Origin of the sequence: Helicobacter mesocricetorum (genome assembly GCF_900198605.1) — a bacterium.
In the GTDB taxonomy this organism is placed as follows: domain Bacteria; phylum Campylobacterota; class Campylobacteria; order Campylobacterales; family Helicobacteraceae; genus Helicobacter_D; species Helicobacter_D mesocricetorum.
The window spans coordinates 1-1,609 of record NZ_FZPJ01000070.1 but is presented as its reverse complement, the minus strand read 5'-3'; the positions used below and the strand labels follow the sequence as shown (position 1 = coordinate 1,609).

Here is a 1,609-nt window from a genome sequence, read left to right as displayed (position 1 = left end):
TCAATTTTATCTAGTAGCTTTGTCTTTGCCCCTGTGTAGCGGCGAGAGGGGAGAGAGAACATTCTATTCCTTAGCCTAAAATTCAAGCGTATTATACACTACCAAGCGTAAAGATATTTGGATTATCCCAACCCTCTTGCAACGCCCATACGCTAAAGATAAACCGCAAAGGGGTTTGAAAAGAAAGAATCTTTTCTTTTTCCTCTAAAATCATTTTTATATCGTTTGCTTCGATGTTTTCTTTGTTGCTTTCTTTTTTCTTGGTTAGCTTTAGGCTATCGCCACTAAAATAGCCCTGATGCACGCGTAAAACATTGTCTTTGTCAAAGTCTTGGTCTAAATATTCCCTATACTCTTGGGGGAGATTCTGCCTTAAAACCTCCTCTCGCTTTTGCTTATAGATTCTCTCAAATTCCTTTTTGATAAAAGGCTCTTCGCCCCTAAAGTCCTCAATGCTAGGGATAAAAAACAAGCTTAAAGCTTTAATGCCCTTTTGGAATAGGGCTATTTCTTTTTTGAAATGCAAGTCAATGGCTTTTTGTAACAATAAACTAATCTCACTTTCTTGCAAAACATAGCTTTTTTTGGTTTGGATTATCTCTCCATTGTCTAAATAGACTTTGTCTTTGGTGATTTTTATAAGGCAACTCCCCCGAAATTTAGGGTCTAGCTCTCCCAAGTCTTGGTTTAGGGTTATTCTTTTTTGTTTTTCGATTCCATTGACAAAATAAGAAAAAGTTGCATTTGCCTTATTATCGGCTTTGATGAGATAGGGGCTAGTATTGTCTTGAATGATAGTGTGTGTGCGTATTTGTTTTACAAGATAATGATTAAAAGCATTCATAGAATCAAGGCAATAAACAATATTGCTTAGTGCGTATTCCTTTTCTTTAGGGAAGGTCGCCCCAAAGCGAAAATACAAAGAATCAATCTGTGAAAAATATTTATTAAATGCCTCGCCTTTTAGCAAATGGGGTTCATCGATAATGCTAATTGGCTTTAGATTAGCAATATTTGTAAAGATACTCTCTACATTAAAAAGCCCTTCATTGCTTCTATTTAAAATATTATCCTTTTTGTCAATGGAGCTATTGGTAAGGATTAACACAGAGAGTTCATTGGTATTTTTAATGTAATGATTGATGATGTTGGATTGGCTCTTTGTATCGCTATAAACATAGGCTTTGAGGTGTTTATTGTATTGGGTGTAGAAATAATCTTTAGTGAGTTTGATGTTTTGTTTAACAGATTCTAAAATCGCTTTTCGTGGGACAAAAATAATAAATTTGTTTTGATTGAAATTGCGGTGTAATTCAAAGATGAGGTTTAGATAGGTAAAAGTCTTGCCCGTGCCTGTCTCCATAAGAATATCAAGATTGAGTTTATTGCTTAAATTCTTTAAGGGCATAGTATGTGTGCTGTAGAATCTATCTAAACAAGTTTTAAGATTTTCTGCATTATGTGTGTCAAAGTCAAAGCCTTGTAATACAGAAATAACATTGCCTATGCATTCTTGCTGATAAACTTGTCTCTCAAAAATCATCTCTACCCTTTCTAATCGCCTAAAATAAGGGAACTATAACAAAAGAGTGCTTGTATATTCTTTATT

The 1,609-nt window shown here is 34.4% G+C and carries 1 pseudogene; it reads right to left on the bottom strand.

Features of this window, described 5'->3' with window-relative positions:
• Nucleotides 1-103 precede the first annotated feature (103 nt).
• Nucleotides 104-1,543 (bottom strand): annotated as a pseudogene (locus C6H18_RS09365) (DEAD/DEAH box helicase family protein); the annotation flags it as partial.
• Nucleotides 1,544-1,609 lie beyond the last annotated feature (66 nt).